The following is a 21,844-nucleotide window of genomic DNA, read 5'->3' as shown; positions in this document are numbered from 1 at the left end:
GATGGACTTTACCGTTATTCAGGAAAACCTGGGCTACCTGCTGTGGGGTACTTTCCCTGATGGACCTTTGGGGGCGCAGCCCTGACGTTGGCGATAAGCCTGATGGCCGGGGTGGTTTCGGCTATTTTAGGCACGTTGCTGGGTGTGGCGCTGGCGATGTCTCGTGGCGTGTGGGCTGGGCTGCTGGCAATGGTGCTGGGGTTTTTCCGCGCTATCCCGGTAATTATGTTGATTTTCTGGACCTATTTCCTGCTACCGATGGTGTTTGGTGTCGATATTCCAGAAATTACCACCGTGGTGTGCGCATTGGCGCTGATCGCTTCGGCTTATCTGGCACATGCGGTAAAAGCGGGGATTATTGCAATCGGTGCCGGGCAGTGGCAGGCAGGGCTATCACTCGGATTGAACCGTTGGCAGGTATTGCGGATGATCGTATTGCCGCAGGCGCTGCGCATGATGGTACCTTCGTTTATCAACCAATGGATCTCACTGATCAAAGATACTTCGTTGGCGTATATCGTCGGAGTGGGTGAATTGACCTTCCTGGCAACACAGGTTAACAACCGCAGCATGGTTTACCCGATGGAAGTTTTCCTGTTTGTGGCATTGGTGTATTTCATTTTTTGCCTGGCGCTGGAGGTGCTGGCGAATGGGTTGAACCAGCGCTTCAGCCCGCAGGCCAAGGCGCTGAAACGCAGTTGGCGCGGGTGGTTAGCGGGTAAGTTGCCAGCCACGTTGTTGCCACAGCGCCGGTAACTGTGCCAGATCGTCAAACATGGTTACCAGTGGGTGATCGATAGGCTTATTGTGAGGATCGGCGCAGAAGTAGAATACCGGGATCCCGGCGGCAATTCCCGCTTGCGCACCGGCTGCGGAATCGTCCACCAGAATGCAACGCTCAACGGGGACCTGCATTTGCTCGGCGGCATGGAATACGATCGCCGGATCGGGTTTCCAACGTTGAATATCGTAGCCGCTGAACAACCGGTCATCAAAATAGGACAGCATGTCGGTCAGCCCCAGCGAATGCTGCATTTTGCTCACCGGGCCATTGGATACGGTGCACATCGGGGTTTTCATCTGTGCCAGCAACTCACGCGCCCCTGCAATGGGTTGTAGTTCAGCATCAAACAGGCGCGCCACTTCCTGGCGATAGACCGGTTCCAGTTCACTGGCGGGTAAATTGATCCCTTGCTCGGCGTTAACCTGCTCGATGATTTCGTAGAGTTTTACCCCTTTGTACTTTTTGAAGACCTCTTCTAGCGAAAGTTCGATGCCGTAATGAGCAAACATATGCACATACGCTTTGCTGCACAGGACTTCGCTGTCTACCAGTGTGCCGTCACAATCAAATAAAACACATTCAACCTGATTCATTCGGGTAAGCGCCCTCGGTTAAGTCAACGTTGTTGTCACTTTAACCGGATCGTGCAGGATTGCGACCCTTTAATCCCTGTTCGACGATGAATATCAATAAATACAGAATGTTGGAAATATTAGCCGTAAAGATGGCGAAAAAAAGCGATGGGCGAGGCCAAAACCCAGCCTTTTTGTTATAGGATAGCCAGCGAAAGTCCATTCCCCTCTTCGGAATTCTGATAATGACCAAACAAGACATCAGCCTTGATGCAAAGCAAGGCTTGCTTGAGCGCGTGTTTAAACTCAAGCAGCATGGAACCACGGTGCGTACGGAAACGATTGCCGGGATCACCACTTTTTTAACCATGGTATATATCGTGTTCGTTAACCCCCAGATCCTGGGCGTAGCGGGTATGGATACTCAGGCGGTGTTTGTAACAACCTGCCTGATTGCGGCTTTTGGCAGTATTCTTATGGGCTTGCTGGCTAATTTGCCAGTGGCTCTGGCACCCGCGATGGGCCTGAACGCGTTCTTTGCGTTTGTGGTGGTTGGTGCGATGGGCATTTCTTGGCAAGTGGGTATGGGGGCTATTTTCTGGGGAGCCGTCGGCCTTCTTTTGCTGACGGTTTTCCGTATCCGCTATTGGATGATTGCCAATATTCCGCTGAGCCTGCGTGTGGGGATCACCAGCGGTATCGGCCTGTTTATCGCCATGATGGGGCTGAAAAATGCCGGTATTGTGGTCGCTAATCCAGATACGCTGGTGGCGGTAGGGAACCTCACTTCTCACAGCGTGCTGTTGGGGGCATTGGGCTTCTTTATCATCGCGGTACTGGCTTCGCGCAATATTCATGCTGCGGTATTGATTTCGATTGTAGTAACCACGCTTATCGGCTGGGCGTTGGGCGATGTGAAGTATGGCGGCGTATTCTCACTGCCCCCGGATGTGACTTCCGTTGTGGGTCAGGTGGATATCTTTGGCGCGCTGAATATCGGCCTGGCAGGAATTATCTTCTCCTTTATGCTGGTAAACCTGTTTGACTCTTCGGGCACGCTGATTGGGGTGACCGATAAAGCAGGCCTGACGGATGAAAGCGGGAAGTTCCCGCGTATGAAGCAGGCCTTGTACGTTGACAGTATCAGTTCGGTAACCGGTTCGTTTATCGGCACCTCTTCGGTCACGGCTTATATTGAAAGCACCGCCGGTGTTGCTGTTGGTGGGCGTACCGGCCTGACCGCCGTAGTGGTAGGGATCCTGTTCCTGCTGGTTATCTTCTTGTCGCCGTTGGCAGGTATGGTTCCGGCCTACGCCGCAGCCGGGGCGCTGATCTACGTAGGGGTATTAATGACCTCCAGCCTGGCGCGGGTGAAGTGGGAAGACATGACCGAAGCGGTTCCTGCTTTTGTTACCGCCGCCATGATGCCATTCAGTTTCTCTATCACCGAAGGGATTGCCCTGGGCTTTATCTCTTACTGTGTTATGAAGCTGGGTACTGGCCGCTGGCGTGAAATCAGCCCCTGCGTGATCGTTGTGGCGCTGCTATTTGTACTCAAAATCGTGTTTGTTGACGGGCATTAATTGAAAAGGGGCGGTTCAATTTTGAACCGCCCCTTTGCTATCTGGCACCTGGCGATGCATCCGGCGCCTTACCCATCACCCAGCGTAGTGGTCGGTTAAAGCGCTCTTGCCAGCCTCCGATCTCATCCTCCCCCTGAGAAAAATGCTCTATCTCGACCTGATTTTTGTCATTGAACAGGTTGGCAAAATAGAGCGCTAACGCCTGTTCGTTGAAGTTTTGCCGATCGTAATAGGCGATCATAATCCGTTTGTTTTCCGCCATGGAATGCTGTGCCTTGTTGATATCTCCCTGCGGGGCAATCAACAGAGCGCCTGCGTAAAACTGCGGGTATTTGGCCATCAGATTGGCCCCGTGCAGTGCCCCTTGCCCGCGAGCGGTCAGGTAGACCTGATTAGGGTTAAGCTTTAGCTGCGGCGTTAATTTCTGCAGGGTGCGTTGAATGGCACTTTGGGTGCTTACTTCACTGTAATTTGACCACCGGAAACTGTCCTCGGCCAGCATTTGGGTACCGTTCAACTCAATGTAGGCAACACCCGCCTCAGCAAACAGCAATCTGTCTTCCGGCGTGATGATGGCGGCTTTGCCATAAGCGTGCAGGTAGATGATGGTCGGCCAACCTCCGGCCGGGGGAGTGCCATTAGGAACCGCATAGAGGGGTTTGCCTTCAAACCTTGAAGCATGCAGTTGATAACGCACTTTGGTTTCTGCCAGGATCGAACGGTAAGTGTCACTTTGCTGGATGCTGTTGAAGGCATTATCCTCCAGCAGATTGTAGTAATACCATAATCCGCGTTTGGCACTGAGTTGCAGATAGCGCTCCGCCAGCTCAGTCTGGCCTTGCTCTGCAGAAGTGGCTGCCAGTTGGAAGGGAGCCCATACGTTGCGCGCATCTTCGCGCATCAGCGTCAGATACAACGACATGGCCTCGGCCTTTTTATCCTCTTGGCTATAGACCGAGCGCGGTAATTGCGCATTCAGCGGGCTATGGATTGGGAGTTCTACCGGCTCCTCTCCGGCAGGGTAAAGCATTTCTGCGGCAAGCAGAGAACTGGTGGTAAAAACCATTAAAATGGTAAAAATAAAAAAATGCATAATTTTAACGCTTTGTTTATTAATAATATTTATAGATCATATTAGGAAAAAAATCGGCGCCCTCTGTTTTTCGTATCAAGGCGCCTGAAATCGGCTTTAATTCACTCGGCGGATATAGTCACTGAACGCAGACAATTGACCACTGAGGAAGTCCAGTGTGCCTTGTTCTATCAGCTCCCCCGCTTGCTCATCGACCTTGTTCTGGATCACTCCCCCATAAATTCAGGTTTGTTCATCACCATCGCATCCAGGAACACCAGGATTTGACGCAGGTGATATTGGCAGCGTGCGCCACCAATCGGCCCCATGGAACTGGTCTGGATAGCTACCGGCTTACCGGCCAAAGGCTGGTTCGGTAAACGAGAAAGCCAGTCGATGGCATTTTTCAGGCCGCCAGGAACCGAGTAGTTATATTCCGGCGTAACGATTATCACGCCGTCTGCCTGGCGGATCTGTTCGGCTATAGCTTCTATTTCGGCGGGGAAACCGTCTTCTTGCTGCAGATCGGCGTCGTACAGTGGAATATTACGAATGGAAGGAAGTGCTTCGATGGTTACCCCGTGTGGGGCTAGTTTAGGTAATGAACGGGCGACCATGGCGTTATAAGAGCCTTTACGCAGGCTGCCCAATAACGTGACGATTTTTAATGCTTGGTCTGACATGATGACTCTCCCTTTCTAATGAACAGATTCAGCTTAGAACAATCGACAGATAGTAGGGTAAATATTCATCAGATAACAGGCTAATCCTGCGTATTTATCTGTTTTTACAATTCCATACAGGGATTAATGTTTTAAAGAAAGTTTTCTTTTGATGATTTCACTCTGGACAGATGTTCAGTCGGTACTTTTAGCTTGCCACCGTGGTGAGGTTGTCAGCTTCAAAAAATGTGTGGAAGGCGGCAGGCTCTGCTTTGATATTTCACGACATTTTTGTAATCCCTGACTCTCGTCATACTGCCAGCAAATCAGACGATTTAAGCCTGGTTCATGTGCGCAAGCCCAACAGAGATACTCTTCCGCATCGCTCATTACCTGGACATTGGGTGCGATGCTAGAGCGTAAATGGCCGGAAAAAGGGTGCAGATGCAGCGATCCCTGCTCACTGTTACTTAAACCGGAGAGTTTCAGCACCGACTGGCGGATACTCCATAGCTGAGTTTCCGCTTCCAACCGATCATACTGCGCAGTGATCCAGGCATTCTCCGTGGATGAGAGGTACTGACGCAGCAGATTTTGGCCGCGGGCACGCATCACTTCTATATCCAGCCCAACCTTGCCTTCCAGGCTTAGCAGAACACCGATGGTATTCCCGGCATACGCCAGGCTGAAGTCGGGTAAATGGCTATCGGCAAAGCAGGGGCGCCCGGTTGGAGTGGTGGCGATAGCAGGAAGCTGAGGGATGCCATACAGATAAAACATCATTTCAGCCAGCAGGATGCGGCCCTGCAAAAAGCGCCGACGGCGCTTGGCAGAGAAACCCGAGGTTTGTTCAATCACATCGCTGGATAGCCGGTGGGTTCTTAAACTGTCTGTCGTGGCATCCCATCGGATAAAATGACAAGCCATTGTTCACTCCATGATCGCGGCTTATAACAAACTGGAGTGCTAGAGTAAGCATTACCTAAGAAATTTTCATCAAAAAAAGCATGAGTTTTGTCTTAATTATTCGATTTTAAAATATATTAAGTTGGGGTTACTTAGGGGCTTAATCTGGGAGCAGAACTTAGAAAAAGATGAAATGATTATTTATGTTTATCTAATTGATAAATATATTTTTTAAGTTGAAAATAACGCATCCCGGGTGATGGGATGCGCTGAAAAAATCTTATTTACCAATACAAAAACTGGAGAAGATACGGCCAAGCAGGTCATCAGAGGTAAACTCACCGGTGATTTCGCTCAATGCCTGTTGTGCCAGCCGCAATTCCTCGGCAAGCAACTCCCCCGCGTAAGCGCTCACTAACTGTTCTTTTCCCTGAACCAGATGTTGCGCCGCTTGTTCCAGAGCCTGCAAGTGGCGGCGACGAGCCAGAAAACCGCCTTCCATATTGCTGGTGAAACCCATGCTCTGCTTCAGATGATCGCGTAACTGCTCAATCCCTTCACCGGTACGCGCCGAAAGGCGAATAAGTGAGTGGCCATTTACTTCGGTTATGCCCAGGGTTTCACCGGTGATATCGGCTTTGTTACGCACCACGGTGATCGGCAGGGTGCCAGGCAGGCGTGCCATAAAATCTGGCCAGATCTCTGCGGGATCTGTTGCGCCCGTGGTGGTGCCATCAACCATAAACAGGACACGATCGGCCTGTTCGATCTCGTTCCATGCACGTTCGATACCGATACGCTCAACTTCGTCACTGGCTTCACGCAGGCCTGCGGTATCGATTATGTGCAGCGGCATGCCATCGATATGAATATGTTCACGCAGCACGTCGCGGGTGGTACCGGCAATATCGGTAACAATGGCCGCGTCCCGCCCTGCCAGGGCATTCAGCAGGCTGGACTTCCCGGCGTTTGGCCGCCCGGCAATCACAACTTTCATCCCTTCACGCAGCAGGCTACCCTGGCGTGCTTCTGCACGGACATTGTCCAGATCGGCCATGACCCCATTAAGCTGCGCCTCAATCTTCCCATCGGAAAGGAAGTCAATTTCTTCATCAGGGAAGTCGATCGCCGCTTCTACGTAGATGCGCAAGTGAGTAAGTGCTTCCACAAGATGATGGATGCGGGTGGAGAAAACCCCTGTAATGAGTTCATTGCCGAGCGAGCTGCCTGCACGGAACTGGCATCGATCAGATCGGCAATGGCTTCTGCCTGGGCCAGATCCAGCTTGTCATTGAGGAAGGCACGCTCCGAGAACTCGCCAGGGCGGGCAATACGCACGTCTGGCAGCGCCAGCACGCGTTGGAGTAGCAAATCGAGGATCACCGGCCCACCATGGCCTTGCAGTTCCAGCACGTCCTCACCGGTAAAGGAATTAGGACCGGGGAACCACAGAGCGATACCTTGATCCAGCGTGGTGCCTTCGGCGTCACGGAATGGCAGGTAATCGGCATAGCGCGGTTTTGGCAGTTTACCAAGTACCGCCTGAGCGACGTCTTTTGCTCCACGACCTGAAATGCGCAGAATGCCGACACCGCCGCGTCCGGGCGGAGTGGCAACAGCAGCGATGGTATCGGTGGTATTCATAACGGCTTATCTCTCTGACAATATGCAAAAAGGCGGTCAACTGACCGCCCTTGGCATTTTAATAGGAACCCGGCTCGCGGTTTCTTATCAAGTGCTTATGATGTTTTTTCTTGTCGCGGCTGTGCAGACCACGTTTTTCCAGCCCGCGATAAATCAGCTGCTGCTGGATGATGGTCACCAGGTTACTGACGATGTAGTACAGAACCAGACCAGACGGGAACCACAGGAAGAACACTGTGAAGATCACCGGCATGAAGGTCATGATTTTCTGCTGCATCGGGTCAGTCACGGTGGTTGGTGACATCTTCTGGATGAAGTACATGGTCACGCCCATCAGCACTGGCAGGATGTAGTACGGGTCCTGCGCTGACAGGTCATGGATCCACCAGATAAACGGAGCATGACGCAGTTCAACCGAGCCCATCAGCATGTAGTACAACGCCAGGAAGATAGGCATCTGGATGATCAACGGCAAGCAGCCACCCAGAGGGTTCACTTTCTCAGCTTTGTACAGCGCCATCATTTCCTGGCTCATACGCTGCTTGTCATCACCGATACGCTCACGCATGGCCTGCAGCTTTGGCTGCAACATACGCATCTTGGCCATCGAGGTGTACTGCGCTTTGGTCAGCGGGTACATGATGCCACGCACGATAAAGGTGATGATGATGATTGAGAAGCCCCAGTTGCCGATGAAACCGTGAATGAACTTCAGCAGTTTGAACAGCGGTTGGGAAATGAACCACAGCCAGCCGTAATCCACGGTCAGGTCCAGATGCGGAGCCAGTTTGGCCATCTGATCCTGCAGTTCCGGGCCAACCCACAGGGTGGCGTTCAGTTGCTGCTCGGTACCAGGCTGCACGATGATCGGCGTAGATTTGAAGCCGATGGCAGACATATTATCGCCAGGCTTAGCGGTATAGAAAGTATTGTCACCTTTGGTCTCTGGCACCCACGCTGTTGCAAAATACTGCTGCAGCATGGCAACCCAGCCCCCTTGAGTGGTGACATTCAGGTTCTCATCCTTGTCGAACGCATACTTCTGGTATTTGTCTTCGCTGGAAGAGTAAGCCGCGCCACGGAAGGTGTGCAGCGCAAAGTTGTTGCTGCCGGTATCACGGTGCTTTGGCAACTCGGTGTTCTGCTTCAACTGACCAAACAACATCAGCTCCAGCGGCGCAGCACTTTTGTTGACGATGGAGTAATCCACACCAACAGCATAATGGTTGCGCTTGAGCACGAAGGTCTTGGTGAAGACTGAGCCATCTTTACCGGTAAAGGTCAGAGGAATACGCAGTTCATCCTGGCCATCTTCCAGCGTGAAGGTATCTTGCGCTGCTTCAAACAGAGGGCGTTCGCCGTTTGCCGGGTTATCCGGGCCGTCTCTGCCAGTCAAGCCACTTTGTGCCTGGTAGACAAACGCCGGGGTCGTTTCCAGCAGTTGGAATGGAGTCGATGAACCCAGAGTATCCGGGTAGGCCAACAGTTTAGCCTGCTCGATATCGCCACCACGGGTGTTGATGGTCAACGAAAGCACATCAGTGTTAACGGTGATCAATTTACCCTGGCCGCTGGCTGGCACTGCCTGGCTTGCGGCATCACCGGTAGCGGTGTTCGATGTCTGTTGCGTGGTCTGGGTGGCTGGTTGCGGAGCATTGTCCGTTTGCCAGGCCTGCCAGATCATGAAAGACACGAACAGTAGAGCGATGAGGAGAAGATTGCGTTGCGAATCCATCGTTAGAGTTCTCTGTTATCGTCGGTTTTCGGCGGCACGGGATCATCGCCACCTGGGTTCAAAGGGTGGCATTTTAATACGCGTTTCAATGTTAACCAACTGCCTTTTAACATGCCAAACCTGCGTAATGCCTCAATTGCGTAATGAGAACATGTCGGCTGGAAGCGACAACGTGGCCCAAGCAGCGGACTGAGCACGAGCTGATACGCCCGTACCAGTCCGATCAGGATGCGGGAGCCTGGCGACAGTGGCGACGCCATAATTTTTCCAAAGCTTCCGTCAGTGCACGGTTATCCAATTCCGCTATCCCTTTTTTAGCCACCACAACAAAATCCATCGCCGGTAACTCGTGTTGACGTAAACGGAAGCTTTCGCGGGTTAAGCGTTTGATCCGGTTGCGTTCATGCGCGCGTTTGACGTGTTTTTTGGCGACAGTAAGACCGATGCGGGGATGCCCCAGCTGGTTCAGGCGGCCGAGGATGGTGATTTGCGGCGTGCCAGCCCGTTGTGGCTGCTGGAAGACGAAAGTGAAATGAGTGGGAGTTAACAAACGTAACTCCCTAGGAAAAGCGAGCTTAACCACTCAGCGGGTTAGCTTTTATTACTTAGAAACGGTCAGACGAGTACGGCCTTTCGCACGACGGCGGGCCAGAACTTGACGACCATTCTTGGTGGCCATACGAGCACGGAAACCGTGGCTACGGTTGCGCTTCAATACGGACGGTTGGAAAGTGCGTTTCATAGCGATTTCTACCTAAACTTAAATGAATTACTGCTAAGTCAATGCGTTTGGCTACTCGGCGTGAAAATGACCGACGCCTCAATCGCAATACATAAAGAGGCGGGATTGTAATAATTGTACAGTCCTGAGTCAATTCACATCGCGCTAGCCTACCTGGTTGTCTGCCAATACGGAGTAAAATCCGGTTTTGGCCCGTGGTCACCGCAGAATCCTGTCTGGCTATTGACGCACCATTAAGGAACCAGGTATCACACGTAGGGCGAAGATTATACGGACTCGCAGGCAAATCGCAAGGATCCCGGAGCGATCCTGGGTGGTTTATGCAAGGATCCCCGTGGATAACAAGGTATAACTTGCTTTTTGTGTAAAAACCTCGTGCTACAGGCTCAGATCTCATCGGTGCTGGCAGGATAATGATTAAAATATCGTCGCTTACCGATGGCTGTGGATAAAATGGATCTAATCTGTGATGAAGGGGAGGATCTCTTGCGCGGATTGCGCTATGATCCGTCATTCCGATCGCGATCCAAAACCGGGATCGTCAGGGACATAAACCGTGAAAGGCGGTTCGCATGCTCTACGGTTTTTCAACCGATGCCGGGCGTGTGTCAAAAATCATGAGTTATAAAAAAGTAGCCTGATTCTTTTCTTTTTATTGATCTTGTTCGAGTGGAGTCCGCCGTGTCACTTTCGCTTTGGCAGCAGTGTCTTGCCCGATTGCAGGATGAGTTACCTGCCACAGAATTTAGTATGTGGATACGCCCATTGCAGGCGGAACTGAGCGACAATACCCTGGCGCTGTATGCACCCAACCGTTTTGTGCTGGATTGGGTTCGCGATAAGTACTTAAACAATATCAATGGCCTGTTGAATGACTTCTGCGGTACGGATGCGCCGCTGTTGCGTTTTGAAGTGGGCAGTAAACCACTGACACAAACCCTCAGCCAGCCCGTGATGGCCAGTATCAACCATAACAACAGCGCTCCGGTAGCCCCGGTGGTACGTACGGCTGCACCGTCTCGCCCAAGCTGGGACAACGCGGCGCCACCGCCTGAGCTTTCCTACCGTTCTAACGTTAACCCCAAGCATACTTTCGATAACTTCGTTGAGGGTAAATCCAACCAGTTGGCCCGCGCTGCGGCCCGGCAGGTAGCGGATAATCCTGGGGGAGCCTACAACCCGCTGTTCTTGTATGGCGGTACAGGCCTGGGTAAAACTCACCTGCTGCATGCGGTGGGCAATGGCATCATGGCGCGTAAAGCCAATGCAAAAGTGGTTTACATGCATTCGGAGCGCTTTGTACAGGACATGGTCAAGGCGCTGCAGAACAATGCCATTGAAGAATTCAAACGCTACTACCGTTCGGTGGATGCGTTGCTGATCGATGACATTCAGTTTTTTGCCAACAAAGAGCGTTCGCAGGAGGAGTTCTTCCATACCTTCAACGCGCTATTGGAAGGCAATCAACAGATCATCCTGACTTCGGATCGTTACCCGAAAGAGATCAACGGGGTAGAAGATCGTTTGAAATCCCGTTTTGGTTGGGGCCTGACGGTGGCGATCGAGCCACCGGAGCTGGAAACCCGCGTAGCGATCCTGATGAAAAAGGCCGACGAGAACGATATCCGTCTGCCAGGCGAAGTGGCGTTCTTTATTGCCAAGCGTCTGCGTTCCAACGTGCGTGAGCTCGAAGGGGCATTGAACCGCGTGATCGCCAACGCGAACTTTACTGGCCGTGCCATTACCATTGATTTCGTGCGTGAAGCGCTACGGGATCTGTTGGCGCTGCAGGAAAAGCTGGTCACCATCGACAATATCCAGAAGACGGTGGCAGAGTATTATAAAATCAAAATCGCGGATCTGCTGTCCAAGCGGCGTTCGCGCTCCGTTGCCCGCCCGCGCCAGATGGCGATGGCATTGGCAAAAGAGCTCACCAACCACAGCCTGCCAGAAATCGGCGATGCGTTTGGTGGCCGCGACCATACCACGGTGTTGCACGCCTGCCGGAAGATCGAGCAGTTGCGTGAGGAAAGTCACGACATCAAAGAAGATTTCTCTAATTTAATCAGAACATTGTCGTCATAGCGCATATGAAATTTATCGTTGAACGTGAGCATCTGCTAAAACCACTGCAACAGGTGAGCAGCCCACTGGGCGGCCGCCCGACGTTGCCCATTCTGGGTAACCTGCTGTTGCAGGTGACGGAAGGTTCCCTGCTGCTGACAGGAACCGATCTGGAGATGGAAATGGTGGCTCGTGTCGCCTTGTCCCAGCCGCATGAAGCGGGCGCGACGACCGTCCCCGCACGTAAATTCTTTGATATCTGCCGTGGTCTGCCGGAAGGCGCGGAGATCGCCGTGCAGCTGGAAAGCGAACGAATGCTGGTGCGCTCTGGCCGCAGCCGTTTCTCGCTTTCCACCTTGCCAGCAGTAGATTTCCCTAACCTGGATGACTGGCAGAGCGAGGTGGAGTTTACCTTGCCGCAGGCCACGCTTAAGCGCCTGATTGAAGCTACCCAGTTCTCGATGGCACATCAGGATGTGCGCTACTACCTGAACGGTATGCTGTTTGAAACCGAAGGGGAAGAGTTGCGCACCGTGGCCACCGACGGCCACCGCCTGGCGGTATGTTCAATGCCTATCGGCCAGCCGTTGCCTTCGCATTCGGTGATCGTGCCGCGTAAAGGGGTGATGGAGTTGGTACGCCTGCTGGACGGTGGCGATACCCCGCTGCGGGTGCAGATTGGCAGCAACAATATCCGTGCGCATGTGGGTGACTTTATCTTCACCTCCAAGCTGGTCGATGGCCGTTTCCCGGATTATCGCCGCGTATTGCCGAAGAACCCGGATAAAACGCTGGAAGCAGGTTGCGATCTGCTCAAGCAGGCCTTTGCCCGTGCGGCGATCTTGTCGAACGAGAAGTTCCGTGGTGTACGCCTGTACGTCAGCCAGAATCAGCTCAAGATCACCGCCAACAATCCAGAGCAGGAAGAGGCGGAAGAAATCCTCGATGTCAGCTATGACGGCACCGAAATGGAGATTGGCTTTAATGTCAGCTATGTGCTGGACGTGCTGAACGCGCTCAAGTGTGAAGATGTACGCCTGCTGCTGACCGATTCGGTCTCCAGCGTGCAGATCGAGGACGGCGCCAGTAAGTCTGCCGCCTACGTCGTCATGCCAATGCGACTGTAAAAATTATCGGGCTATCTTACTTGCCCCTTTGCGATTGGGCAGTGCTCGCAATCCTCACGTACTTTAAGTACGCTGCGGTTGCTGTGCGCTGGCCGCACGCAAATGACCTGCGACGATAACGCCCTGGATGGTTCGATGATTAAGATAACGACAGCATGGCATTAACGCGTTTACTGATTAAAGATTTTCGCAATATAGAAGATGCCGATCTGGCGCCTGCTCAGGGGTTTAACTTCCTGGTGGGGCCAAACGGCAGCGGAAAAACCAGCGTGCTGGAAGCGGTTTACACCCTTGGCCACGGGCGTGCGTTTCGCAGCCTGCAGGCTGGCAGAGTGATCCGCCACGATCGGCCGGAGTTTGTGCTGCATGGCCGAATCGAAGGTGCAGAGCGCGAATTATCGGTGGGGCTTAGCAAAAGCCGTCAGGGTGACAGCAAAGTGCGTATTGATGGCAGTGATGGCCATAAAGTAGCAGAGCTTGCTCAGCTATTACCTATGCAGTTGATTACCCCCGAAGGTTTTACCCTGCTAAATGGCGGGCCGAAATATCGGCGCGCTTTCCTGGACTGGGGTTGTTTTCACAACGAACCCGGTTTCTTCACCGCCTGGAGCAACCTGAAAAGGTTACTGAAGCAGCGCAATGCCGCGCTGCGCCAGGTCAATCGCTATGCGCAGATCCGCGCCTGGGATCAGGAACTGATCCCGTTGGCTGAGCGTATCAGCGAGTGGCGGGCAGCTTACAGCGACGCAATTGCCGCGGATATTACCGCGACCTGCGCGCAGTTTTTGCCCGAATTTGCCCTGAGTTTCTCTTTCCAGCGTGGCTGGGACAAAGAGAGCGACTACGGAGAATTGCTGGAGCGCCAGTTTGAGCGCGACAGGGCGTTAACCTATACCGCGCTCGGGCCGCATAAAGCGGATTTCCGTATCCGTGCCGAAGGTACGCCGGTAGAGGATTTGTTATCGCGTGGTCAGCTTAAACTGCTGATGTGCGCATTGCGCTTGGCGCAGGGTGAGTTTCTCACCCGCCAGAGCGGGCGGCGTTGCCTGTATCTGATTGATGATTTTGCCTCCGAGCTGGACACCGGCCGTCGCCGGTTACTGGCCGATCGCCTGAAAGCCACTCAGGCTCAGGTTTTTGTCAGCGCCGTAAGCGCTGAACAAGTAACCGACATGATGGGTGAAAAGGGCAGGATGTTCCGCGTGGAACAAGGTAAAATAGAGGTTCAACCACAGGACTAAAATGAGCGAGAAACGTTGATGTCGAATTCTTATGACTCCTCAAGTATCAAGGTATTAAAAGGGCTGGATGCGGTGCGTAAACGTCCGGGCATGTATATCGGCGATACTGATGACGGCACCGGTCTGCACCACATGGTATTCGAGGTCGTGGACAACGCTATCGACGAAGCACTCGCTGGCCACTGTAGTGTCATTCAGGTGACCATCCATGCCGATAACTCCGTTTCGGTGCAGGATGATGGCCGTGGTATTCCAACCGGTATCCACGAAGAGGAAGGGGTGTCTGCGGCGCAGGTCATCATGACCGTTCTGCATGCCGGCGGTAAGTTTGACGACAACTCCTATAAGGTTTCCGGCGGCTTGCACGGCGTGGGTGTTTCAGTTGTTAACGCGCTGTCCGAGAAGCTTGAGCTGGTGATCCGCCGTGAAGGTAAAGTGCATGAGCAAACCTACAAGCACGGCGAACCGCAAGGCGCGTTGAAAGTCGTAGGTGAAACCGAACAGACCGGTACCAGCGTGCGCTTCTGGCCTAGTTACCAGACCTTTACCAATAACACCGAGTTTGAGTACGACATTCTGGCCAAGCGCCTGCGTGAACTGTCGTTCCTGAACTCTGGCGTATCCATTCGTCTGAAAGACAAACGTAACGACAAAGAAGACCACTTCCACTACGAAGGTGGTATCAAGGCGTTTGTTGAATACCTGAACAAGAACAAAACCCCAATCCACCCAACGGTGTTCTACTTCTCTACCGTGAAAGACGATATTGGTGTAGAAGTGGCGCTGCAGTGGAACGATGGCTTCCAGGAAAACATCTACTGTTTCACCAACAACATCCCGCAGCGTGATGGGGGGACTCACCTGGCCGGTTTCCGTGCCGCGATGACCCGTACCCTGAACACCTACATGGATAAAGAAGGCTACAGCAAGAAGTCCAAGATCAGCGCGACCGGCGACGATGCGCGTGAAGGCCTGATTGCCGTGGTTTCGGTGAAAGTTCCGGATCCGAAGTTCTCTTCACAGACCAAAGACAAGTTGGTGTCTTCTGAAGTGAAAACCGCGGTGGAATCGCTGATGAACGAGAAGCTGGTGGATTACCTGATGGAAAACCCATCAGACGCCAAAATCGTCGTCGGCAAAATTATTGATGCAGCTCGTGCCCGTGAAGCTGCGCGTAAAGCGCGAGAAATGACCCGTCGTAAAGGCGCGTTGGACTTGGCTGGTCTGCCAGGCAAACTGGCGGATTGCCAGGAACGTGACCCGGCGCTGTCTGAGCTGTACCTGGTGGAAGGTGACTCTGCGGGCGGCTCTGCCAAGCAGGGTCGTAACCGTAAGAACCAAGCGATATTGCCGTTGAAAGGTAAAATCCTCAACGTTGAGAAAGCGCGTTTCGACAAAATGCTGTCTTCACAGGAAGTCGCCACGCTGATCACCGCGCTGGGCTGTGGTATTGGCCGTGATGAATACAACCCGGACAAACTGCGTTATCACAGCATTATCATCATGACCGATGCCGACGTCGATGGCTCGCATATCCGTACGCTGCTGTTGACTTTCTTCTATCGTCAGATGCCGGAAATTATCGAACGTGGCCACGTGTTTATTGCACAACCACCGCTGTATAAAGTGAAAAAAGGCAAGCAGGAACAGTACATCAAAGACGATGAAGCAATGGATCAGTACCAGATCTCGATTGCTCTCGATGGTGCTACCCTGCACACCAATGAAGTTGCACCACCGTTGGCGGGTGAACCGCTGGAGAAGCTGGTGGCTGAACACTACAGCGTACAGAAACTGATTGGTCGTATGGAGCGCCGTTATCCGCGTGCGTTGCTGAATAACCTGATCTACCAGCCAACCCTGCACGAAGACGATCTGAGCGATCAGGCCAAGGTGAAAGCCTGGATTGAATCGCTGGTGAAATTGCTGAACGATAGTGAACAGCATGGCAGCAGCTACGATTTCGTGATCAACGAAAACCGTGAGCGTCAGATGTTTGAGCCAGTGTTGCGTATCCGTACGCACGGTGTAGATACCGACTATGAACTGGACTTCGATTTTGTTCGCGGTGGTGAATATCGCAAAATCTGTCAGCTCGGTGAAAGTCTGCGTGGCCTGCTCGAAGAAGATGCCTTCATCGAACGTGGTGAGCGCCGTCAGCCGGTAGCCAGCTTCGAACAGGCGCTAGAGTGGCTGGTGAAAGAGTCTCGTCGCGGCCTGTCTGTACAGCGTTATAAAGGTCTGGGCGAAATGAACCCGGAACAGCTGTGGGAAACCACCATGGATCCAGAGCAGCGTCGTATGCTGCGTGTGACCGTGAAAGACGCTATTGCGGCCGATCAACTGTTCACCACCCTGATGGGTGATGCGGTTGAACCCCGTCGCGCCTTTATTGAAGAGAACGCCTTGAAAGCGGCGAACATCGATATCTAACGCGTTAAATGAGCAATTAAAAATCCGCGCCGGTCTTCCCGCGCGGATTTTTTTATGCCGTTTTTGCGCTAACATGCCAGGCTGAAACGCGTTAGCATGAGGAAAAACCTTTGGGAGAGGCTCGAATGGCTATTGAACTGATTGCAATTGATATGGATGGTACGCTGCTCAACCCGCAGCACCAGATTACACCAGCGGTGAAGCAGGCTCTTACTGCCGCGCGCAACCAAGGGGTACATGTGGTGCTGGCCACCGGGCGGCCTTATGTCGGCGTGCAGGACTATCTGCGTCAGTTGGATATTCAGGGCAGCGGCGATTACTGCATCACCTACAACGGTGCGTTGGTGCTGAAAGCGGCGGACGGTACCTGCATTTTGCAAGAAACGCTCGGTTTTGAGGATTACCTCTATTTTGAACAGCTGGCGCGAGAGTTTGGCGTTCATTATCAGGCTTTTGACTTCGATACCCTATACACGCCCAATAAAGACATTGGTAAATATACCGTCCATGAGTCAGAGATGACCGGTATTCCGTTGAAATACCGTAGCGTGGAAGAAATGGATCGCTCAATCCGTTTCCCGAAGGTAATGATGATTGATGAACCTGCGTTGCTGGACAGTGCGATTGCTCGCCTGCCGGCGGAAGCACTGGATCGTTACACCATTATGAAAAGCGCCCCCTATTATCTGGAGATCCTGCACAAGCGGGTTGATAAAGGCGCCGGGGTAAAAATGTTGGCCGATCACCTGGGTATCCAGCAGGAAAATATCATGGCTCTGGGTGACCAGGGTAACGATATTGCGATGATTGAGTACGCCGGAGTGGGCGTGGCAATGGGTAATGCCATCCCAGAGCTGAAAGCGATTGCCCAGTTTGTGACCACGACCAACATGGAAGACGGCGTAGCGCGCGCGATAGAGAAGTTTGTACTGAACGCTTGATGTTGTGCTGTCTGAGTGCTCTTTTTTGTGGGGAGCGCTCGCCCTTCAAGCTGCTGCCGGCACCGCAGCAGCTTGAAGGGCTATGGGGAGCAAAGTGCGCTGAGTTATCCTGTTAAACGGTAAACCCCAGATAGAGATAGATCGCCAGTACAATGCTGGCGGTGGCAATGGCATAAGGCATCTGTGTTCGAATATGCTCAATATGATCGCAATCCGTTGCCATCGAAGCCACAATGGCATCCCCGGATATCGGTGATGTCATATCCCCAAAAATAGAACCCGCAATGGCTGCACCGATCATATATTCCACCGGTATTCCAACAGAGACGCCCAGCTGTACGCCTATGGGGATCATAATGGCAAAAGTGCCCCATGACGTTCCTGTCGCTAACGACATGACCGCACTGATAATAAATATAAATCCAATAGAGAACCCTGGTGAGATGACTCCGGAAGTGATCGTGGCAATATATTGCCCAGTGTTCAGCTCAGCCGAAACGTCACCCATTAAAAATGCCAGAACCATGATGGAACTGATTTTAACCATGCTGGCATAGCCGATATATAGTTCTTTAAAGAATGATTCTATATTCATAATTCTGCGGCCCCAGAACCATAAAAAAGAAACGGCGGTGCCAAACATAACGGCGCTATAAACTGACATCGAGCCACTGCCTTTGGTGAAATCGCCATCTCCTGTTATATAAAGCGCGGCGGGTACGGCCAGCACCGTTGAAAGGATAGGAATAAGGAAGTTTAACAGTGAATTACAGGCCGGATGGTCAATAACCTCGTCTGCGACTTGCTCTACATCGAGATGCTGTCTGCTGGAGAAGTTCACCTCGGCTTTCTTCATTGGCCCCCAAGATGCGCCAGAGAAAATATAAAAGAGCACTGACGCTAATGAAAACCATGCCATCAGGTTCCACACCATAGAACTGGCAAGAATTCCAAATGGCTGGCCTTCGATATAACCCTTCGCTATTTGAACGCCGATGACACCCATCATGGCCGCCCCCCAACCGTTAATCATGGCTGATGAGCAGACTGATACACAGGATGTCTGTATTATGTACGACATTTTCTCGGGTGACAGGCCGTATCTTTTTGCTAAATCCTTGGTTGAGGCACCGGCAATGAGCTGGTTAATTGAGCTTTCTATGAAAATAATGGATGTAATGACCATTGCCAGCAGTTGTACTGCTTTTTTGTTAGTCACAAACTGGGTTTTTTCTGTTAAAAATCGCACTAAACTTCTTACGCCGCCAGTGACGACAATCAAACGCATGATCCCGCCAATCATCACCATAAAAATAATGGTGCGAGTATTTCCTGAAGAAGAGAAGGTATCAATAATTCCATTTAATGTGCCACTTAAACCATGAAAAATATTGTGGCCATTAATCACCGTAAATCCGACCACTATCCCCATGAGCAATGAAAGTATTACCTGTCGAGTAAAAATCGCCAAACAAATAGTTACCATTGGCGTTATGATGGTCCATACACCATAATCATGCATGTTATTACCCTCTTAATTATTGTAAAAAGGAAAGGGCCTGCTTTGCGTCATCGATTAAATCATTGATATCTTCAATCCCTATTGAAAGGCGAAGTGTTGTATCGAATACTCCTATTTTTTCTCGCTCTTCTTTAGACATCGAGCCGTGAGACATGGATGCAGAATGGTTAATCATGCTTTCTACGCCCCCCAGGGATTCTGCTAAAACAAAATAATTCAGGTGTGCAATAAAGGTTTTAACCTCGGAGATATCTCCTTTTAGCCGGATGCTGACTACCGCACCACCAGAGCGCATTTGTTTTTTGCATAGCTGATATTGGGGATGGGTAGGTAACCCGGGATAATGTACCTCAAGCACTTTTGGATGCTGCTCTAAAAAACTGGCGATTTTTAAAGCATTACTGCACTGGCGTTCCATACGTACATCAAGGGTTTTCATACCGCGTAACGCGAGATAGGCGTCAAATGGAGAGGCTATGGCCCCGACGGTGGTTTTACAAAAATCGAGCCGTTCCGCGATATCCTGGTCATGCGTTACCACCGCCCCACCAATCAAATCAGAATGCCCACCAATATATTTGCTGGTAGAAAGCATGACTAGATCGGCGCCAAGGGTGAGAGGCCGTTGATTCCAGGCGCTGGCAAAGGTGTTATCCACACAGGTCATGATACCCCGGCTTTTTGCCACCTGGCATACCGCCTCAATATCGACCAGCTCTAAAAGTGGGTTAGTCGGGGTTTCAATCCATATCAGTCGGGTATTTTCCTGAATATGGCTATTTACGGCCTCAAGATCGTTCAAATCGACATAGCTGAATGTGGCGCCTGATGTCTGTGTTCGCAATCTTTCGAACAACCGATAGGTACCGCCATAAACTCCCTTCATCACCAATACGTGGGAGTTTTTGGGCAGTAATTCCATTATTAATGCCGTTGCAGCCATACCTGAGGCTGTTGCTGTGGCATAGATCCCACCTTCCAATTCTGCCAGAGCTGTTTCGTAGGCATATCTTGTCGGGTTGCTGCATCTGGAATAACAAAACTCGCCTTCTTCTCCCAGGTTGGGCTGAATGAAGGAACTGGCAGTAGTAATCGGTGGAAAGATAGCATTATTGCTACGGTCAACTTGATTTCCGGCATGGATCACCAGCGTGGCGATTGATTTTTCTTTCTTCATGATTTTCCCTTTTAAATGTTGATTACCTGTAATTCATCATTATTAATAATGAATTCTGGTGTAACGGTTAAAATGGCATATTTATTTAAGCGTCATTATGCTGATGATTTCTTTATCAGTTTTTCTCATTGGAGATAACGCCAGCTGACATAAATTATTGATAGAGTTCTCGACGTTGCTGGATACAATCCCGTCACGTTCTCCTGCTGTACTATTTTGTTGAGCCATCAACACGGATTTAAAGGCACAGGCTGTCGCGGTAGAAACTTTCATGGCACAACTATTTGATGCCCCATCACAAATGATGCCGCTGATATCACTGATCATATTACTAATAGCATAGGAAATGGTCTGGTCATCCCGGGTCAGTAGCCAACTCATGCCTGCTGCTGCCCCCATAGCTGCCGTAGAGACTGCACAGAGTGCGGACAAACGGGAGTAACGCGCGTGGATTGAAATGGCTACCAGATGGGCTAATGCGAGTGCCCGGGTCAGAGTTTCGTCATCAGTATCAAGATGCCTGGCGAGCGTCACTACCGGCATCGTCACGGTAATCCCCTGATTGCCAGAACCATAATTCGACATGGCGGGTAAAGGTGCCCCGCCCATGCGGGCATCTGAAGCGGCGGTGGTATTGATCAGCATTTGGCTCAGTAAATCTGTGCTGATAAAACCGTTTTTTCTGGCCTGCGACAGCGCGCCATTAACGTTTAAACCATAGTTTTTTCTTTGGCCTTCATCAGACAATGCCGTATTCACTTCTGCGCTTTTCAGTATAAAAGCGATGTCATCAATCGGTACGTGATTAACAAAATCGGAGGCCTCTTTGAGAGAGAAATGGGGTAATAGATTATCATCACTCTCTCTAACCCATTCTCCCTTGAGTGTTTGCTTGATATTATTCACATAAATATCTGTGACGTTGGTATGATTTTCCTGGATAATAACTCTGCACCGGTTATTAAGGCTATAGAGAGTAAGATCGATAAAGATAAAATTATCCGCTTCCACGGCATCTAAATGTACTTTGCCAGATTCATTAAGCGCATAGGCTTCAGCAATTTGCGCAGCCGTAATTCCCTTCAGGACCTCCAGACCCGCATCGGAATTACCACCAATAGCCCCGGCCAGATTCACACCGCAATAGGATGTTCCGGGTATGGTTACACCCATCGCATTTTTATAAAGATTCTCAGATATTTGCCCGGTTATTTTTAATATAGGATCCTTGATATATTTTGCTGCCACCGCAGCTGCGAAGGCGATGGCGATTGGTTCAGTGCAACCCAATGAAATTCTTACTTCTTTTTTCAACCAATCTAGAAATTGAGGGTGAGTAATTTTTTGCATTTTTATTATTTATATTTTGGTTTGTTTATTTTTTAATATTATTACTTTGCAGAGAGAAATACTTTTCATTTTTTCTTTTACTTTGCGTTTTATGGAGAATTTTTTTCTCTTTATGCAAACATTAAAAATTGAAATTAAATATAAAAAATCAAATAATTACAATGAGTTGAAATCAGTATTTTGATTTTTTCAATCATAAACGAGATACTAATCACAAAAAGATAAAGAGAATAATTTTCTCAACGCTGCGCTACTCACCCTATATTATGAAACTGTAGTGTTGAAATCT

The 21,844-nt window shown here is 51.0% G+C and carries 16 protein-coding genes and 3 pseudogenes; 7 read left to right on the top strand and 12 right to left on the bottom strand.

What is annotated here, in order from left to right; genetic code table 11:
• The first annotated feature begins 1 nt into the window (after position 1).
• Positions 2–756, top strand: a pseudogene (locus tag ACQ86O_RS05325) (amino acid ABC transporter permease).
• On the opposite strand, the gene yieH reads toward ACQ86O_RS05325, so the two are convergent.
• Positions 712–1,377 carry a 6-phosphogluconate phosphatase gene (gene yieH, locus ACQ86O_RS05320; protein WP_431224409.1) on the bottom strand — a complete coding sequence of 222 codons (666 nt, stop codon included), beginning with the start codon at positions 1,375–1,377 and terminating at the stop codon, positions 712–714. The pseudogene ACQ86O_RS05325 and the gene yieH sit on opposite strands and share 45 nt — an antisense overlap.
• 224 nt (positions 1,378–1,601) lie before the next feature.
• Between yieH and ACQ86O_RS05315 the strand changes: the two genes are divergently transcribed.
• The gene (locus tag ACQ86O_RS05315; protein ID WP_431224408.1) at positions 1,602–2,939 is read left to right on the top strand and encodes an NCS2 family permease; all 1,338 of its coding nucleotides are present in this window, start codon (positions 1,602–1,604) and stop codon (positions 2,937–2,939) included.
• A 37-nt stretch (positions 2,940–2,976) separates the two neighbouring features.
• Here ACQ86O_RS05315 and ACQ86O_RS05310 read toward each other — a convergent pair whose 3' ends face one another.
• The 8 genes and pseudogenes from ACQ86O_RS05310 to rpmH form a co-directional block, all read right to left on the bottom strand.
• Complete coding sequence (locus ACQ86O_RS05310; RefSeq protein ID WP_431224407.1) at positions 2,977–4,032, bottom strand: hypothetical protein; 1,056 nt, start codon at positions 4,030–4,032, stop codon at positions 2,977–2,979.
• 96 nt (positions 4,033–4,128) lie between these two features.
• A pseudogene (locus tag ACQ86O_RS05305) lies at positions 4,129–4,694 on the bottom strand (NADPH-dependent FMN reductase).
• Between the two features lie 174 nt (positions 4,695–4,868).
• Positions 4,869–5,600 carry a 4'-phosphopantetheinyl transferase family protein gene (locus ACQ86O_RS05300; RefSeq protein WP_431224406.1) on the bottom strand — a complete coding sequence of 244 codons (732 nt, stop codon included), beginning with the start codon at positions 5,598–5,600 and terminating at the stop codon, positions 4,869–4,871.
• Positions 5,601–5,859: 259 nt separating this feature from the next.
• Positions 5,860–7,223 (bottom strand): annotated as a pseudogene (mnmE, locus tag ACQ86O_RS05295) (tRNA uridine-5-carboxymethylaminomethyl(34) synthesis GTPase MnmE).
• 58 nt (positions 7,224–7,281) lie between these two features.
• Positions 7,282–8,958 (bottom strand): membrane protein insertase YidC, encoded by a 1,677-nt coding sequence (gene yidC, locus ACQ86O_RS05290; protein WP_431224405.1) that lies wholly within the window; start codon positions 8,956–8,958, stop codon positions 7,282–7,284.
• 2 nt (positions 8,959–8,960) lie between these two features.
• The gene (yidD, locus tag ACQ86O_RS05285) at positions 8,961–9,218 is read right to left on the bottom strand and encodes a membrane protein insertion efficiency factor YidD (RefSeq protein WP_431224404.1); all 258 of its coding nucleotides are present in this window, start codon (positions 9,216–9,218) and stop codon (positions 8,961–8,963) included.
• Positions 9,182–9,541, bottom strand: a complete 360-nt coding sequence (gene rnpA / locus ACQ86O_RS05280; protein WP_431224403.1) for a ribonuclease P protein component — start codon at positions 9,539–9,541, stop codon at positions 9,182–9,184. The genes yidD and rnpA overlap by 37 nt, the downstream gene beginning before the upstream one ends.
• An 18-nt stretch (positions 9,542–9,559) precedes the next feature.
• Positions 9,560–9,700, bottom strand: coding sequence for a 50S ribosomal protein L34 (gene rpmH, locus ACQ86O_RS05275; RefSeq protein WP_004093983.1), 141 nt, complete (start codon positions 9,698–9,700; stop codon positions 9,560–9,562).
• 681 nt (positions 9,701–10,381) lie between these two features.
• On the opposite strand from rpmH, the gene dnaA reads away from it, so the two are divergent.
• The 5 genes from dnaA to yidA all read left to right on the top strand — a co-directional run bounded on the left by dnaA (position 10,382) and on the right by yidA (position 17,506).
• Positions 10,382–11,785, top strand: coding sequence for a chromosomal replication initiator protein DnaA (gene dnaA, locus ACQ86O_RS05270; RefSeq protein ID WP_431224402.1), 1,404 nt, complete (start codon positions 10,382–10,384; stop codon positions 11,783–11,785).
• 5 nt (positions 11,786–11,790) lie between these two features.
• Positions 11,791–12,891, top strand: a complete 1,101-nt coding sequence (gene dnaN / locus ACQ86O_RS05265) for a DNA polymerase III subunit beta (protein ID WP_431224401.1) — start codon at positions 11,791–11,793, stop codon at positions 12,889–12,891.
• Positions 12,892–13,046: 155 nt separating this feature from the next.
• Positions 13,047–14,132: a DNA replication/repair protein RecF gene (gene recF, locus ACQ86O_RS05260; RefSeq protein WP_431224400.1), complete on the top strand. Its 1,086-nt coding sequence runs from the start codon at positions 13,047–13,049 to the stop codon at positions 14,130–14,132.
• Positions 14,133–14,150: 18 nt separating this feature from the next.
• Positions 14,151–16,565 carry a DNA topoisomerase (ATP-hydrolyzing) subunit B gene (gene gyrB / locus ACQ86O_RS05255; protein ID WP_431224399.1) on the top strand — a complete coding sequence of 805 codons (2,415 nt, stop codon included), beginning with the start codon at positions 14,151–14,153 and terminating at the stop codon, positions 16,563–16,565.
• 125 nt (positions 16,566–16,690) lie between these two features.
• A complete protein-coding gene (gene yidA, locus ACQ86O_RS05250) occupies positions 16,691–17,506 on the top strand; it encodes a sugar-phosphatase (protein ID WP_431224398.1) in 816 nt (271 codons plus the stop codon).
• 112 nt (positions 17,507–17,618) lie between these two features.
• Here yidA and ACQ86O_RS05245 read toward each other — a convergent pair whose 3' ends face one another.
• The 3 genes from ACQ86O_RS05245 to ACQ86O_RS05235 all read right to left on the bottom strand — a co-directional run bounded on the left by ACQ86O_RS05245 (position 17,619) and on the right by ACQ86O_RS05235 (position 21,555).
• Positions 17,619–19,028, bottom strand: coding sequence for a Na+/H+ antiporter NhaC family protein (locus ACQ86O_RS05245; RefSeq protein ID WP_431224397.1), 1,410 nt, complete (start codon positions 19,026–19,028; stop codon positions 17,619–17,621).
• A gap of 16 nt (positions 19,029–19,044) precedes the next feature.
• Positions 19,045–20,205 carry a trans-sulfuration enzyme family protein gene (locus ACQ86O_RS05240; protein WP_431224396.1) on the bottom strand — a complete coding sequence of 387 codons (1,161 nt, stop codon included), beginning with the start codon at positions 20,203–20,205 and terminating at the stop codon, positions 19,045–19,047.
• An 81-nt stretch (positions 20,206–20,286) separates the two neighbouring features.
• On the bottom strand, positions 20,287–21,555 hold the full coding sequence (locus tag ACQ86O_RS05235; protein ID WP_431224395.1) for a serine dehydratase subunit alpha family protein: 1,269 nt from the start codon (positions 21,553–21,555) through the stop codon (positions 20,287–20,289).
• Positions 21,556–21,844 lie beyond the last annotated feature (289 nt).

It is taken from the genome of Serratia sp. L9, assembly GCF_050632285.1.
Taxonomy (GTDB): Bacteria; Pseudomonadota; Gammaproteobacteria; order Enterobacterales; family Enterobacteriaceae; genus Chania.
This window is presented reverse-complemented; position numbering and strand designations above follow the sequence as displayed.